Below are 14868 nucleotides of genomic sequence, written 5' to 3' on the forward strand. Positions count from 1 at the left end.
AACTGTTCAAATTTTTCGAACAGTTCAACTAACAGTTTAAACCCTCCCACTCACTCTTCAGCAAGCCATATATCAGACTGTCACAGCGATTTCCTTGGGCATCTTTGCGATCCCTCATGCGAGCTTCAAGAGTGAAACCAAGCTTCTCTGCAACTCGTTGGCTTTGGACATTGTAGCCAAAGCAGACCAGTTCAATCTTGTGAAGACCTAAATCTTTAAAACCTAGGTCAATCAAGGCACTCGCCGCTTCGGGCACATAGCCTCGTCCCCAATAGTCTGGGTGCAAGGTATAGCCAAGTTCTAGCACATCGTCTTCGTGCCGATGGTTGAAATCGACAGAACCGATGATGGTTTCGGTTCCCTTGACCACAATGCCGTAACCAGCTGGGAGATTGTCCTTTTCATTACGCTCGGGAAGGATATGCTCCAGATAATAAATCTCATCTTCCAAGCTCTTGACGGGTGGAAAGCCTGCTGGATAGGCAACCTCTGGCAGACTAGCATAGGCATGGATATCCTCGACATCAGCTACTGTACGGACTCGCAAGACAAGTCGCTCGGTCTCTATTCGTTTTGGTAATGCTGCTCTTGTCATCTTCCTCCCTCGCTTTCTACAAAAAATCGCCCCTGCCATCTATATGACAGGGACGAATGTGTTATCCGCGGTACCACCCAAATTCGGACGGTTAGCGTCCGCAACTTAATTATCTGCTTCGCTTAATTTTTCAGCAACCAGTTTTGACATCTGTGCGGATTTCTCAGCAGGACCGCTTTCTGTAACAAATGGGTTTCAAAACACCTCTGATTTTTCTAATTCTAGCAGATTTTTCGATAAATTGCAATTCCGTTTGAAGCATAGATAGGGAATTTTCTTACTTCCTTCCTAGAGTCTGTTCCTTATTTCAATCCTCTGAAAGTTTCGCTTTTAATCCTATCAGCAGTAATACCTTGGTCAGCCAGAAAAGCCTTCATCGCCTTAACATCATCTGGCTGACCAGCCACAAGATAAGTGCCCCTGTTTCCGTATTTTTTCACAGCTTTTTCAAGACTAGCCTTACTTTGAGAAAGACTAGCGCTTCTGTCATAAGTGAACAGGGATTCTTGATTAGCCAGTCCTTTCATTTCTTCATCAAAAACGTTAACGCCTTTATCTAAGTGATTGAGGACTATTTCACGCTTGCCAGCCTGTTTAAGTGCCAAAGGACGCAAGGCTGCAATTCCTACATCTGAAGCAAAGCAAACCAACGGTGTCTGCTTATCCTTAATTTTTAGAGAGGATTCTATCCAACTAATTTTGACCTTGGAGCCGACAGACAGGGATGTCAGATGCTTCTTGAAACTACTGCTACCCTTGTGAGTGAGAAGGAGAATCTCATTCTCATCAGAATTGGAAGCCAGAGTCAACCATCGGCTCTTTTGCCCACTTTCTTCGGCCTCAGGAAGGGTAACTTTAGCGTAAGAGCCTGGCTCCCAAGTCATATTTTTCGGCTTTTTGAGATGAATGAGATAAAGATCACCACTTGGGTTTTCAATAGACCTCACGGTCAAAGCTTGGCTACGCCCCAGATAAGCAATCACGCCCCAAGTAATCAAGCAGCCTACTAGTCCGATAGCAAGCAATATTAGAATTATTTTTAGCATTTTAGAATGTCCTTTCATTTCTTACTCCTTAGCACCTATTTCTAAAACTTAAGAGACAGTCAAGCGGTCAGAGCGATAACTGGTACAAAGCCCATTAGTTTAACAATCCTAGACACATCCGGCAGACTGTAGATGTAGACTTAGTAACGAGGGGCACTAGGCAGATACCACCGACCTGAAAAATAGCAGGCAGACCCGAAATCATGCAGAGCCCTATCGCCAGAAGGACACCCACCTGTTGCAAAAAACATGAAATCAGGGTTAAGTCCGACAGGGAACTCTGTCATCCTCCATACAAGAACCAAAGCTTCCACGATCGTAAGGCAAAGGCCTGCAATACTTCATTCATTTTTATTCATAATCGTATCCCCTTCGATGAATATGAATGAATAGATTTTAACATTCATTCATATCTTTGTAAAAATAAAGAAGTGGAATTCCTTATTTCAAAAGTCCTTTGACAAAGTAGGTTGCTAGGCTTTCAATAGTTTGACTAATATTTGGAAAATCTTGCTCGGTAATATGCATGTCCATATAATAAAAGAGCTGATAAACCTGGAAGACCTCTTGGATTTTCTCAGCGGTAAAACCTGCTTCCTGCATCCGCTTAGTGAAGGTCGTCTGCAAAAACTGATGGAAAGCATTATCAGCTCTGCCTTTCTCCGAATCATAGTAACTATGCAATAAATCTGAAACAGCGGGATTATACCACTCAGACATGATTTTACTGGTAGAAATCAGGCTACGCGACTTCCCAAAGAGCTGACCCACTACCTCTGGCAACTCCCCCTGCCAATTAATATCATCCATTATAATCTGCCTCACACGATTATTTTCGTCAATGTAAACATCAAGGAAAATATCTTCCTTGGCGGCATAATAATTGTAAAAAGTTCCAGCTGCTACACCAGCTCGCTTAGTAATTTCTGAAATACCCGTCGCTTTATAGCCTTTCTGGGAGAAGATTTCGTGTGCAACAGCTTTCAGTTGCTGTTTTTTGTCGATAGTCATGGAAGCTCCTTTCTTTTTTAAAAAAAATGAATGAATTATTACCTTTGTTCATTCATATTTTAATACCTTTTACAGTAATTGTCAATCAGCAACCGTAAAAATCTTACATTTTCCTAAACTCTGGTTACTCACCTCGCTATCCAAATCCGAGGAAAAGCACAATTTTTTCGAGGGACTGAAGTCGCTTAGGTTGGGGCAGTCTAAACAATCTCCTAAGTGAGGGACTAAACTTTTCTCCTATTAGAACAAAAAAACTATCCAGCATGGTGCCAGATAGGATTAAACTTCTATTAAGAACGGTAGTGCAAGCTTTTAATTTTAATCAGCCACTACCGCTTATATTGCAATTTCTTGATTAGTCAGCAAATACAACGCCGTTTTCTTTCAAGCTAGTAATAGCTGCTGGGCCAATGCCCTTGACAGCTAAGACATCTTTTTCAGAAGCTTTGGCAAAGTCTGCTTGTGACTTAAAGCCTGCTTCTTCAAGACTAGCTTGCTTAGCAGCACTGAGACCTGCAAAAACATCAGTCGCTTCTGCTTTAGGAGCTGACTTGACTTGGGCCTTCGTTTGAGCTGGCTTCTTAGGAGCCGCCGGCTTGACCGCTGCAGTCTCTTGAGCAGCTTGGCCCTTGATGAGACCTTGACGTTTCATTTGCAATTTCAGTGCTTTTTTACGATTTTTCTTTTTTGACATTCTTAACTCCAAAAACTTTTTTTACTATTATAGCAGGTTCTTTTCAGAAAATAAACACTTAAAAGCCCAGAAATCGCTATTCCAGGCCATTCTTTACAGAATTGTAATCTAATTTTGCACTTTCATGGCTAATTTGGGGGCAATTCTATGTCAAGTAAATGAACGAGAAGAAAGTCTCGGAACAACTTTTCTTGTCCCTATATCAATAGCTCCGTTTTCCCAACAAATCATCAGGTAGGTCATGGAAGGACTTGCCTTGATGGTAGTTGGCAAATTTTCCTTGCAAGTATTGGTAGGCATCTAGGCGACTTTCATAGCGGATTGCAGCTTCCTTAGCTCGCTCGTCGCCATCTTCTTCCCAGACCTGCTGGCTGGTTTTGACAGCAGTTTCGTTGACTAAAATCTGGGTCTTGAGCCAGTCTTCAAAGTCTTTTAAAAATTCTTGTTCGTAGGTCATTGACGACTCCTTTTTTATAATAGCTAGGTACCATTATAACCTAGCCCAGCAAAACCATCAAGATTGGTATAACGACTAGGGTCATGAGGGTGGTCTCGGTTACCATGACAGCTGCATAATCGGCATCGGCCCCATAGAGTTTGGAGACAACAGGGGCATTGGTCATAACTGGCATGGCCGACTGGATGATGAAGACCTCCTTCATCAGGTGGGGCATCCTGGTTGGCATGACCATGAAGGTCATAAGCAGGGGAGCCACCATAAATCGTCCTAAGAGAATGAGGAGATGGTCCTTACCCAAGCGCAGGTTGGACAGACCCAGTTTGGCAATAGAAATTCCGATGAAAATCATGGACAAGGGAATGGTGATATTGCCCAAGTAGGTCAAATCTGACAAGAGAAAATGAGGTAACTTGATTCTTAGAAGAACCAAGGCTACGCCCACCATAAAGCCTAATAGGGGAGCCGAAAAGATTTTCTTGAGGCTGTCCTTCCAGCTGAGCCCTTGACCCAATTCGCCATCTCGTTGAATCAAATAGAGACCAATAGTCCAAAAGAAGGTGGTATTACACATGTAATAGACCAAAACATAGGGAACACTAGCATCGCCAAAGAGGGCTTGATTGATGGGGAGGCCAACAAAGACGGTGTTGGAGTTAAAGAACATGGAGGTGAAGAGACCGCGGTGGGACTTTTTGACCTGAAAGATTTGGGCAAAGGCCATGGCAATAGCTAAAAGGATAACCATGGACATAGCTGGATAGCGCAACTGGGGCAACATGGTCTTGAGGTCACCCGCTGAAAAACGACCAACAATGGTCTCAATCATATAACAGGGCAGACCAATCTGGGTGACTAGGCGGGCAATCAAGCTGGACGACTTGTCATCAAACCAGCCTCGCCTAGCTAGGACATAGCCGACCGCTATCATAATGATGATGGTGATAATGCCTGAGATACTCTGTAAAAAGACAGACAAGGTCACTCGCCCCCTTCACGGTCCGCTAAATAAGTTAGCATGGCTTGAGTCGCCCTTTGAATATCTTGGCCATGAAAACCGTGGCCAGCTCCTGGCAGAACCAGTAATTGTGCCTGATGATAGCTGGCTTGGGCCCGCTCAGAATAGGCTAGGGGCACAATCTTATCGCTATCGCCATGGACAATGAGGACTGGCTTCCTATAGCCAGCCAGCACTTGATAAATATCAAAGGAGAGGGCATCCTGATTATAGATGGCACCGATTTGGGTCCCCATAACAATAGTGGCTTGAGGACCATTATCGTAGGCTTCCACCCGCTTTTTAGCATCATCTTGGAGGACAAAGGCTGGGTAAAGAAGAACTAGCCCTGCAATCTGGTCAGGAATTTTACCAGCTACATAAGCAGAGACAAATCCCCCTTGGCTCTCGCCCATGAGATAGACACGATTGGAATCAATTTCAGGTCGCTCCCGTAATTGGATAAGGACAGCTTCTAGGTCCTTTGCTTGAGTTAGGACGGACATATCAAGGAAATCCCCCTCACTCTGCTTGGCAGAGCCATCTCCTGAGCCGACAAAATCATAAGAATAGACGGCGTAACCTGCCTCATATGCCGCCTGGGCATAGACCTGGGTGCCCAAGTGACTGCCCCTAAACCCGTGGGACATGATAATCAAGGGAAGTTTGCCTGTACCCTCATCTGGACAATAGTATTTGCCATAAATCTTAAAGTCATCTCGTTTGAGCCATAAATCTTGAACAGTCATCTTCTGCACCTCCTGTGTGCCAATATAATGCAAGAGAGGGTTGAAACAGACGTTTCAACCCTCTCACCTAGACTGCCACCACCGAGAATCGAACTCGGAACGGAGCATTACCATTGCTCTATTATACCATTTAACTACAGCGGCTACCTATCTATAATACCATAGTCGCTTTTCTCTGACAAGATATAAATTTGAAAAATTTACCCGAAATTTCCCTAAATTTTTCAAGACTTGCAAACTTGGACCTACTTGGTCTTGCCATTCCAGTTTTCAAAGCCAGATTCTAGGACATAAACCTGAGTATAACCAGCCTTTTTGAGGATGGGGACTGCCCTTTGAATGGCTTGGCCCCGCATATTATCATAAAGGAGGACAGGCTTGTCCTTGCGTAAGGAAGATAGAGATTCCTTGAATTGTTGGATTTGGAAATTACGTGCCCCTAGGATATGTTGGTCCTGAAAAGCTTTGGAGCCTCGCAAATCAATAATCTGTCCTTGATGCATGAGCTCTTGAAATTCGCTATTATTAATGAACTTGGCAGCACGACGAATCCGAAAATAGCGCCAAGTTGCCCAGGCGATAAAGCCAAGTAGGATGACAGCGACTAAAATCCAATTAATGAGCATTTGTGACATAGTAGAAATTTTCTCCTTTTACAAATTCAGAATAGATAAGTCCGCCAAGGTTGGTCAGCGGACGAGAATTACATTTTAAGCGAATTTGCGGGCTAAACTAGCTGCACCGATGATGCCGGCATCATTTCCCAACTCGGCAATCTTAATCTTTGTTGAGGTCTTAACAGCAGGGAAGGCGAATTGCAGGAAGTATTTTTCGACCCGACTGCGAAGGAATTCACCAGCCGCTGAAACCCCGCCCCCCAGAACAATGGAATCTGGATTGAGGGTGTTGCCCAGATTTGCAGTTGCTAGGCCTAGGTAGTAGGCCACCTTTTCGACAACTGAATCCGCAAACTTATCCCCAGCTGCTGCAGCCTGGAAGATATCCTTGCTGCTGACGCTATCGCCATTATCAATAGCGGCCTTGATTTTCGAATCGCCTTCATAGGCTTCCGCTAGCAAGCGAGCCAGTCGGACGACACCAGTTGCAGAGGCCACGGTTTCTAAGCAGCCTTTATTACCGCAGGTACACTCAAAACCATCCTGAGGTTGAACATTGATATGGCCAATTTCACCACCGCCACCAGCAACCCCGTGGATGAGGTTGCCATCAGCGATAATGCCACCACCGACACCAGTTCCGAGGGTCACCAAAATCACGTCAGGATTATTGCCACCAGCTCCTGTCCAGGCTTCACCCAAGGCAGCGACATTGGCATCATTGTCAATAGCAAAGGGAATGCCAACCTCCTTTTCAATGACCGAACCAACTTCTTGAGTCTTGGCCCAGTTGAGGTTGAAGGCTCCTGTCACGGTCTTTTTATCCCGGTCAACAGCGCCAGGCGAACCCATACCAATACCGATAAAATCGTCCTTGGTCAAATTGTAGAGTGACAGACGATGTTTGAGGGACTCGACAATATCAGGTACGATGTGCTTGCCTTCTTCCAAGATATTGGTTTCAATCGCCCATTTTTCTTGGACATCTCCTTGCGTCGTTAGAATGCCAAACTTGATGGTGGTCCCACCGAGGTCAATTCCCAATAATTTCTTAGCCATGATTGTTACCTTTCGCTTCTAGTCTTTCTTTTTCCAAGCGATGCTCCCGTCGCAAAATTAACTCCGCTGTCAGATAGTCCTCCTTTTCTAGAAGGCCCGACTGGTAAAGTCGCTCTAGCTCAATTTTCATCATTTCAATATCGTAGAGCCGCTTGCCCAGATAAACGATTATACCGAAGCGTTTGAGCAACTGCTGAACATCGTACAAGGTTTTCATAAGCAAATTGTAACAAAAAAAGCGAACGCTTTCAAGGTCATCAGGAAGCGGTTTCTGAATTTTTCTCAAGTCTGATTTTCTGACAAGTGTTGAAAGAGGCTTGGTCTAAAAAAGAACGGCCCCAAAGGTCGTCCCTTCCTATTATTTATAAATTGCTCAAGCTATGGTAGCTTCCCTAGCTACTTCACTCTTGCATTTTCAAAATGACGTCGATTTTGAAAATGTCATGTTTTTAATCCAAGCCTGGGGCTTGGCCAAGTTCGGCTTGGAGCATCCAGAGAGTTTTTTCAACATCTGCCTGAGCTGCTGTGAAGATGTCATTACTTGGGGCATCGCCTTCTTCATCAGTCACATCAAGGCCGACTTGGTAAAGTTTATCCAAGTAAGTATAGACTTCTACCAAGCGACGCAGGTGGTCTTCCATGGATTTGTCCCAAGTCCCCTTTTCCTCAGTCAGGTTGGAATTTTGGTCAAATTCAGCTAGGGTTGAATAAGGGTCGCCTCCCAGGGTAATCAACCGTTCGCTGATTTCATCCAAATTAGCATTGAGGGCATCCATGTATTCGTCCATCTTTGGATGCAGATGGAGAAAACCACGTCCTCGCATATACCAGTGGACTTGGTGAACGATGGAATAAGCCTTGGATAAGTCCGCAACAGCTTGGTTGAGGACAGCCTTGGTCTTGGGACGAGAACCTGAAAGATTTTGAGCTCTTTGAGCCTCTTGATTGGCAATTGCCTCTACGGAATTAGACATAAGAAAACCTCCTTATAATTGAACTTAGGTATGGTGCCGAATGAAAACATTGACGGTTCTGGAAAGTCGAACGCTCCCTCGCCTCTATTTTCATAGAACATTTCCTAAGCTCTTGATCTATATAAAACAGTCCCAGAAAGGATTTTTAGGATTGGTCAGTTGACAGATAATTCTTATTTAGAATCATTCTTATCTACTGACACCCTTATTATAGTCCAAGGTCAACAATTATGCAACCATTTGAATTATTTTCGGACTAATAAGTATGGAAACACTTTTAATTCTCTTACTAGGAGCCAGTCTAGGCTCCTTTCTGGGTCTGGTGGTCGACCGCTTCCCAGAAAAATCAATTCTCTGGCCCCGCAGTCATTGCGACTCTTGTGGTCAAACCTTGGCCATTTGGGACTTGATTCCCATTGTCTCGGAAATGGCTAATGGCTTTCGTTGCCGTTTTTGCAGTGCCAAAATCCCTGTCAGCTATTGCCTTTTAGAAACCGCTTGTGCCCTGGCTTTCTATCTTGGCTGGGTAGGTGGATTGAGTTGGACACAAGTCTTTTTGGTCATGCTCAGCCTGACCCTCAGCCTCTACGACCTGAAAAATCAAGACTATCCCTTAATCATCATTTTATTGGCAGGGCTAGTCACACTATTTTTCTGGGGGAGCAATACCACCGCCCTAGTCCTTCTCCTCTTAGGAATTTTAGCGCAAATTCTTCCCTTGGGCATTGGCGAGGGCGACCTCTACTACCTGGCCCTCTTGGCCTTGACCCTCGACCTGCCTTCCCTGCTCTGGTTGATTCAGTTGGGGAGCCTCCTAGCCATTCTTTTTATCATCAGTCACAAAGAAAAAAGAGCAGTTCCTTTCCTGCCCTTCTTGAGTCTAGCTTATCTGGTGGAGTTGGGTTTGATGGAGATGGGGTGAGGAGCCTGGTATTTGGTTCTTAGAACCAAGATACAAGGTATAATATGGCAAAACAATCATATCATTAACAAGATACTTCAACCCTTTTTATTAGTACTCTTTAAACTCATCTATGTGATTGCTCATATATTCTGCAAGCCATTCTGTACCATAAGCAATCTCGAATGCCTCCAATAAAATTGATATATTAATATTAAAATTGTAACCCTTCAAATCATTAAGGAGCCCTTTAGGAGATGAAATATTTGCTAAACGAATAATCTCACCAATATCCTGTCAATCCCGATTTCTTCCACTTTCCATTTTCATTCCTACTATGTAAATAAGAGTCGGAATTAAGACCTTGAGATTAGAAAAATTGTAGATGACTTTGCAAGCTGATTTTGGCGGTACCTTATTCAGATTGGATACAGAGTTGTTCAACCAAAGTTCATCTGGCTCATTGACGCCAAACTTGTCACCCACCTGTTTTATAATGCTTAAAATCTTAGTATTCTCCTGGTAGAAGGCATCAACATCTTGTGTTCCGCGTAAATTATAATACTCTAGGACAAAACCTCCAACACCGATAACTTCTAGAGTAATATCCTCCTTCTTCATTTAAAGCTTCAAATAAGGTCTTTTTATCCATATTTCCCCTCTCTGTAAAGCTGTAGAATATCTCTTGAGGTTGACTTCCTATTAGCATTCAGCACATGTTCCCTTGTATAGGTTCCTTCTGTCATAGCATCATGAAGAGTCACTTTTTGAAAAGGGCTGAGTTGGTGACTATTGAGGAGTTCTTCAACATCTTTTGGGCTTAATTTTGTATCACTGTCTTGAATTACCTTGTACAGGTATCTAAACCACAAGTCCCCATCACCTTGAGATTCTCTGCTTGCCTTAATCATGTAATCATACCAAGCTGTCATCAGGTTTTTCCTCCTTTTTCAACTGTCCTTTAAGTTCATTATAGCCTATCAAACCCCTTATTTCAATTTCTCACTTGGTTTATAAAGAGAATAGAATTTAGCCCATAAAAATTTACTCCTCAATTGAATTTGCTCTAATCCTCCTCACTCATCTTCTTCATCCAGCTTGGAATTTCCTGGCTGATACGGGTTGGGAGGACAACATAAGCATCTTGGGCTAGGTCGTCGGCGATGGCTGAATGGAGGTAACTAGCTCCTGCCACGCTCTTAAAGAGGTCTTCCCTAAACTGGGCGACAAAGCCCGTAATCATACCTGCTAGGGTATCGCCCATGCCACCGGTTGCCTGATAAGGACCCCCGACTGTCAATTGAGCGACTTGGCCAGTCTGGTCATAGATTGTCGTTTGATGGGACTTGGCCACTAGGATGGTTTGGCTGGGAAAGTGGGCCAGAGCTTCCCTAGCATTTTCTTGATTCTGTTGGGAAATTTCGATACCTGAGAGGCGCTCCCATTCCTTTTGATGAGGGGTTAGGACTATTTTTTGCGTAGGCCAGCTAATTTGGTCTTTTTTGGCCAGTAAATCTAGGGCTGAGCCATCAATAATCAGGGTTTGATTTGCTTGCACTTGACTCAAAACTAGATCCAAGCCTTTCTGTGCCAGAGGGGAATCTCCCAGTCCTGGGCCAATCAGGATGACATGGCTGGAATGAATTTGCTGAGTTAAGAGGGCCTGATCAGCTAGGTCAAAGGCCATGGCTTCCGGCAGATGACTATGCAGGGCTGGGATATTGGCAGGGGCACTAGCCACCGTCACCAAACCAGCTCCGCTATTGACCGTCGCTAGGGCAGCCATAATAATGGCACCACCATAGGGGTAGAGGCCACCAATGAGGAGGGCACGCCCAAAAGTCCCCTTATGACTCTTAAGGGGACGGGGCTGGATAAGATTTTTAAGGACTTTTTCATCAATCATCATAAGCTCACACTTCTCAGGGCTGCTTGATAGGTTTGTTCCAGGAGCATGGTGATGGTCATAGGGCCAACACCACCGGGAACAGGCGTAATGAGACTGGCCAGTTGAGCCACTTCGTCGAACTTGACATCACCAATCAGCTTGCCATCATCATCACGGTTCATACCGACATCAATCACGACTGCCCCTTCTTTGACATAATCCTTAGTCACAAAATTTCTCTGACCGATTGCAACAATCAGGAGATTGGCCCGCTTACAAACCCGATCCAGATGACGGGTGCGAGAGTGGGTCAGGGTGACGGTCGCATTCTTGTCCAGGAGCAATTGGGCCATAGGCTTGCCGACAATATTAGAACGACCAACGATGACGGCATTCTTGCCTTCTAGGTCAACCTCATACTCCCTCAGCATTTCCATGATGCCAGCTGGCGTGCAGGGAACCATGAGAGGACGGCCTGACCAGAGGTGGCCGGTGTTCATGGGGTGAAAACCATCGACATCCTTCTTGGGGTCAATGGCCAAAATGACCCTCTTGTCGTTAATATGGCTAGGGAGGGGCAACTGGACCAGAATCCCATGGAAGGCTGGATCCTGATTATACTTCTCAATAAGAGCCAGCAACTCCTCCTGGCTGATACTATCCGATAGGCGGACGGTTTCGCTGGTGAAGCCAGCAGCTAGAGCAGAGCGCTCCTTATTGCGGACATAAACCTGGCTAGCAGGATTATCACCGACCAGAATAACCACCAGACCTGGAACGATTCCATGCTGGTCTTTTAGCTGGGCTACTTTTTCTGCCAACTGGCCCTGCATTTTCTTGGCCAGAGCCTTGCCATCAATGATCTTTGCTGTCATGCTTACTCCCAATTAGTTTTCTTGCCTGAACAGGCTAGTTTTTGTCTAATCTTCTTGAAAAGCTAGAGTTAAATCTTGAGTCCCTTGGCTTTTAGTGCCTAGTCTCAGACTACCTTCATCCACTGGACGAAAGTCCCCAAATTCTTGCTCCCATTATAGCAAAAAACCACCCCTTTTGGAATGGCTTTCTCATGGGTGCCTGATGGCCCAAAGAATATCTTGGATAGGTAGACTAGGAGTGACCTCAATTCCCTGCAACCATCAAGCTTTCTAGTCTATGACCAACTAGCTGAGTTTCTGGTGCTTGTGCATTTCTTCTTTGACGGGGCAGGCACAATCGCAGTCCCCACAGGAACCCTTTTGTTTAATATAATGGCGCAGACCTGCGATGACAGCCAGAGCAATCAGACCTGCAATAATATAGGTTGACATGGTTTACATCTCCTTTTTATACTCTTCGAAAATCAAAATTTATCCACGGATAAAGTCACTCTATGATTTCTCATTAGAGTGACTACGAAAACTACGATTGTAGTTTTCTATATCCCTGGCTAACTCTGTATAAACTGTGGCAACGACAGTTCCTACCTCGCGTCGCGTCGTTAACTCACCTTGCTGTACTTACTGAGGAAAGCAAAGCTTTCCCTATTTCCAACCTCAAAAGGTCTACCAGACCTTTTGAGCTATCTACAGTTCGTGCGATGCAGAGCAAAGTTGGTCGATTTCACCAACTTTGTGAGGTTAGTAAGGGAGCTAGGCAATCGCTATGGAGATTGCCGTTGGACATCAGTCACTTTAGTGACTTGATGTCATTACTCCTTGCCTCGGCTAATCTCGATTTTCATTGAGTATTAAGTTCGATCAGCCAAGGGAAGGTTGTCTAAGCTAATGACTTCTTCCTTGATTTGGCGTGGTTTTCTCAAGATAAAGTAGAGCATGAGCCCAATAATCAAGAAGGCTAGGCCTGTCCACAGGCTAAAGGCTTGATCGTAGAGAAAGACTAGCCCTAACTGGTAGATAACCAGACTGACCAAGTAGGCTAGGCCTGTTTGAAAGCCAATGGCCAAGAGGGTCCACTTGAGATTGCCCATTTCCCGGCGTATGGTTCCGATGGCCGCAAAACAAGGGGCACAAAGGAGGTTGAAGGTCAAAAAGGAATAGGCCGCCAGGGCTGTATAGTCCCCTTGGAGGCTGGTCCAGAGAGCCTTGCTGGTTTCCGTCGCGTCTGGATTGTGGTAGAGAATCCCAAAGGTAGCCACCACGGTTTCCTTGGCCGCAAGACCTGTCAGAGCTGCCACAGTCGCCTTCCAGTTCCCAAAGCCCAGGGGTGTGAAAATCCAGGCTAGGAGACGGCCGAGACTGGCCAAGATACTCTGGTCCGTTTCGACCGCTTGGAAGGTGAAATTGTAGGAAGACAGGAACCAAATCAGAACCGTCAAGCTAAAAATAATGGTCCCAGCCCTCTTGACAAAGCTCAGAGCCTTGCCAGTTGCGTACCGCAGAACCGCTCTAGCCTTAGGCAGATGGTAACTAGGTAGCTCCATAATGAAGGGACTGGTGTAGCCACCTAGGAAAGAAGTCTTCTTGAGGGAAATTCCCGAAAAGATGATGGCCAGCATTCCCATAAAGTAGGTGCTTGGAGCCACCCAGGGACTGTCGGGAAAGAAGGCCCCTGCAATCAGAGCGATGATGGACAATTTAGCCGAGCAAGGCATGAAGGTCGTTGTCATAATCGTAATCCTGCGGTCCCGCTCATTTTCAATGGTCCGACTGGCCATAATACCTGGCACCCCACAGCCTGTTGAAATCAACATGGGAATAAAGGATTTACCCGAAAGGCCAAAACGCCTGAAAATGCGATCCATGACAAAGGCAATTCGGCTCATATAGCCGATATCTTCCAGAATGCCCAGACAGACAAAGAGGACAAAAATCTGAGGCAGAAAACCTAGTACCGTTCCGACACCAGCAACAATCCCATTGACAATCAGGGATTGGAGCCAGTCTGCCACATGCAGGTCTTGAAGGAATTGGGTCACAAGATCAGGGATATATTGGCCAAAGAGAACATCATTGACCCAATCTGTCCCCATGGTACCCACCGTCTGAATGGAGAGGTAGTAAACCAGGAACATGACCAGAGCAAAGATTGGCAGGGCCAAAATGCGATTGGTGACAATCTTATCAATCTTGTCCGACAGGGTCATTTTGATGTCATCATCTTGACTCTGAGCCATTTGACAAACGCGTTCGATAAAGGCATAGCGCTGGTTGACCACGATAGTCTCTGAATCCTCGGTGAAGATTTCCTCGGTAATCTTGATGATGTCGTCAATCTCTAACTTTTGAAAAGGAGAAAGGTTGACTTCGGAAGTGATCAATTTATCTCGTTCAAAAAGTTTAATGGCATAGAAGCGATTGGAGCGCTGGGGAACCGTTTGCCCCAGTACTTGGATAATCTGAGCCAGGGCCGCTTCAAACTTGTCATCATAGGTCGGATACTGGATGTCATCCACCCTAGCTTTGGTTGTTTGGCTGGCCTTCTTAATAGCTTTGTCCACACCTGTATTTTTTAGAGCGCTGGTAGCAATAACCGGCAGGCCTAACTGGTAGGCAAGCTTCTCGCTATTAATAGTCCTACCTTGGCTTTTGAGTACATCGCTCATATTGAGCGCTAGAGTGACTGGAAGGCCCGTTTCAATCAGTTGGGTAGTCAGATAGAGATTGCGCTCCAGATTTGTGGCATCCACGACATTTAAAATAGCATCGGCATGGTTGCTTAAGAGATAATCCCTAGCGATCTTTTCTTCTGGACTATAGGGCGAAAGGGAATAGATCCCTGGCAGGTCTTGGACGTTGACCCCTGGCAATGTTTTCACCTGACCGCTCTTTCGCTCAACGGTAACGCCGGGCCAATTTCCCACATGCTGAGTGGTCCCCGTCAAGAGGTTAAAGAGACTGGTCTTACCGCTGTTGGGATTACCAATAAGGGCAATTTCTGTCAT

Annotated in this window: 18 protein-coding genes, 1 tRNA gene and 1 pseudogene; 1 reads left to right on the top strand and 19 read right to left on the bottom strand. The window is 45.2% G+C overall.

Translation table 11 applies throughout. The features are described from left to right. Nucleotides 1-28 precede the first annotated feature (28 nt). The 13 genes and pseudogenes from DYE66_RS09795 to DYE66_RS09855 all read right to left on the bottom strand — a co-directional run bounded on the left by DYE66_RS09795 (nucleotide 29) and on the right by DYE66_RS09855 (nucleotide 8199). Nucleotides 29-595 carry a GNAT family N-acetyltransferase gene (locus DYE66_RS09795; RefSeq protein ID WP_044123723.1) on the bottom strand — a complete coding sequence of 189 codons (567 nt, stop codon included), beginning with the start codon at nucleotides 593-595 and terminating at the stop codon, nucleotides 29-31. Nucleotides 596-897: 302 nt separating this feature from the next. Next, entirely contained in the window at nucleotides 898-1659 is a 762-nt protein-coding gene (locus tag DYE66_RS09800) for a ferredoxin reductase domain-containing protein (protein WP_002997213.1), read from the bottom strand. 41 nt (nucleotides 1660-1700) lie between these two features. Further along, nucleotides 1701-1979: pseudogene (locus DYE66_RS11150) on the bottom strand (hypothetical protein). Between the two features lie 103 nt (nucleotides 1980-2082). Further along, on the bottom strand, nucleotides 2083-2652 hold the full coding sequence (locus tag DYE66_RS09810; RefSeq protein WP_002996434.1) for a TetR/AcrR family transcriptional regulator: 570 nt from the start codon (nucleotides 2650-2652) through the stop codon (nucleotides 2083-2085). A gap of 355 nt (nucleotides 2653-3007) precedes the next feature. Continuing rightward, the gene (locus DYE66_RS09815; protein WP_002962117.1) at nucleotides 3008-3346 is read right to left on the bottom strand and encodes a helix-hairpin-helix domain-containing protein; all 339 of its coding nucleotides are present in this window, start codon (nucleotides 3344-3346) and stop codon (nucleotides 3008-3010) included. Between the two features lie 202 nt (nucleotides 3347-3548). Then, nucleotides 3549-3803 carry a DUF1912 family protein gene (locus DYE66_RS09820; protein WP_002996786.1) on the bottom strand — a complete coding sequence of 85 codons (255 nt, stop codon included), beginning with the start codon at nucleotides 3801-3803 and terminating at the stop codon, nucleotides 3549-3551. A 40-nt stretch (nucleotides 3804-3843) separates the two neighbouring features. Next, on the bottom strand, nucleotides 3844-4782 hold the full coding sequence (locus tag DYE66_RS09825) for an AEC family transporter (protein WP_002996423.1): 939 nt from the start codon (nucleotides 4780-4782) through the stop codon (nucleotides 3844-3846). Nucleotides 4783-4784: 2 nt separating this feature from the next. Then, nucleotides 4785-5549, bottom strand: a complete 765-nt coding sequence (locus DYE66_RS09830; protein WP_002997228.1) for an alpha/beta hydrolase family protein — start codon at nucleotides 5547-5549, stop codon at nucleotides 4785-4787. A gap of 73 nt (nucleotides 5550-5622) precedes the next feature. After that, nucleotides 5623-5693 (bottom strand) — tRNA-Thr (locus tag DYE66_RS09835). Nucleotides 5694-5794: 101 nt separating this feature from the next. Then, on the bottom strand, nucleotides 5795-6184 hold the full coding sequence (locus DYE66_RS09840; protein WP_002997091.1) for a rhodanese-like domain-containing protein: 390 nt from the start codon (nucleotides 6182-6184) through the stop codon (nucleotides 5795-5797). A gap of 75 nt (nucleotides 6185-6259) precedes the next feature. After that, nucleotides 6260-7225, bottom strand: coding sequence for an ROK family glucokinase (locus DYE66_RS09845; protein WP_002997312.1), 966 nt, complete (start codon nucleotides 7223-7225; stop codon nucleotides 6260-6262). Next, a complete protein-coding gene (locus DYE66_RS09850) occupies nucleotides 7218-7442 on the bottom strand; it encodes a YqgQ family protein (RefSeq protein WP_029236882.1) in 225 nt (74 codons plus the stop codon). The genes DYE66_RS09845 and DYE66_RS09850 overlap by 8 nt, the downstream gene beginning before the upstream one ends. A gap of 232 nt (nucleotides 7443-7674) precedes the next feature. Next, entirely contained in the window at nucleotides 7675-8199 is a 525-nt protein-coding gene (locus DYE66_RS09855; RefSeq protein ID WP_002996912.1) for a Dps family protein, read from the bottom strand. Between the two features lie 265 nt (nucleotides 8200-8464). Here DYE66_RS09855 and DYE66_RS09860 point away from each other — a divergent pair, with 265 nt between their 5' ends. Then, nucleotides 8465-9121, top strand: a complete 657-nt coding sequence (locus DYE66_RS09860) for a prepilin peptidase (RefSeq protein WP_002996790.1) — start codon at nucleotides 8465-8467, stop codon at nucleotides 9119-9121. A 276-nt stretch (nucleotides 9122-9397) separates the two neighbouring features. Here DYE66_RS09860 and DYE66_RS11190 read toward each other — a convergent pair whose 3' ends face one another. From DYE66_RS11190 to feoB, 6 genes are all read right to left on the bottom strand, one after another. After that, nucleotides 9398-9721: a DUF6036 family nucleotidyltransferase gene (locus DYE66_RS11190; protein ID WP_002996999.1), complete on the bottom strand. Its 324-nt coding sequence runs from the start codon at nucleotides 9719-9721 to the stop codon at nucleotides 9398-9400. Between the two features lie 23 nt (nucleotides 9722-9744). Beyond that, on the bottom strand, nucleotides 9745-10032 hold the full coding sequence (locus tag DYE66_RS09870) for a hypothetical protein (protein WP_002997409.1): 288 nt from the start codon (nucleotides 10030-10032) through the stop codon (nucleotides 9745-9747). 134 nt (nucleotides 10033-10166) lie between these two features. Then, entirely contained in the window at nucleotides 10167-11009 is an 843-nt protein-coding gene (locus tag DYE66_RS09875) for an NAD(P)H-hydrate dehydratase (RefSeq protein ID WP_002996646.1), read from the bottom strand. Next, nucleotides 11006-11863, bottom strand: coding sequence for a bifunctional methylenetetrahydrofolate dehydrogenase/methenyltetrahydrofolate cyclohydrolase (locus DYE66_RS09880; protein WP_002996854.1), 858 nt, complete (start codon nucleotides 11861-11863; stop codon nucleotides 11006-11008). Before DYE66_RS09880 ends, DYE66_RS09875 begins: the two co-directional genes overlap by 4 nt. A 285-nt stretch (nucleotides 11864-12148) precedes the next feature. Continuing rightward, nucleotides 12149-12295 (bottom strand): FeoB-associated Cys-rich membrane protein, encoded by a 147-nt coding sequence (locus DYE66_RS09885; protein ID WP_002997166.1) that lies wholly within the window; start codon nucleotides 12293-12295, stop codon nucleotides 12149-12151. A 419-nt stretch (nucleotides 12296-12714) separates the two neighbouring features. Then, nucleotides 12715-14868 carry a ferrous iron transport protein B gene (gene feoB, locus DYE66_RS09890; RefSeq protein WP_002997451.1) on the bottom strand — a complete coding sequence of 718 codons (2154 nt, stop codon included), beginning with the start codon at nucleotides 14866-14868 and terminating at the stop codon, nucleotides 12715-12717.

The sequence above is a fragment of the Streptococcus downei MFe28 genome, from assembly GCF_900459175.1.
GTDB lineage: Bacteria > Bacillota > Bacilli > Lactobacillales > Streptococcaceae > Streptococcus > Streptococcus downei.